Here is a 272-nt window from a genome sequence, read left to right as displayed (position 1 = left end):
GCCGCCTTGTACTTGATGCCTGGCGCAGCCTCGAGCAGCCGCGCTGTCTCCTCGATGCTCAAGATCACACGCAGCTTGGGCATGTAGCGAACAACGACGAGCCCCAGCGCCATCTCCGGGCGCTTCAGGGTGATCCCGAACAGGAACCGCAGTGCCGACACGGCTCCATTAATCGTGGCCGGCCCCACGGCGCGCTCGTGCTGGTCAACCTGATAACGCCGCAGGTCTTCCATTGTGGCCGTATCCGGCGGACGGCCCAGGAACGCGGCGAA

General features: G+C 65.1%; 1 pseudogene. It reads right to left on the bottom strand.

From position 1 onward, the window contains the following. Positions 1-233, bottom strand: a pseudogene (locus tag LH128_RS30410) (integrase); the annotation flags it as partial. Between the last annotated feature and the right edge of the window lie 39 nt (positions 234-272).

The organism is Sphingomonas sp. LH128 (assembly GCF_000293195.2).
GTDB classification, from domain to species: domain Bacteria; phylum Pseudomonadota; class Alphaproteobacteria; order Sphingomonadales; family Sphingomonadaceae; genus Novosphingobium; species Novosphingobium resinovorum_A.
The sequence above is the reverse complement of the archived record's forward strand: the minus strand, read 5'-3'. Positions and strand labels throughout refer to the sequence as shown.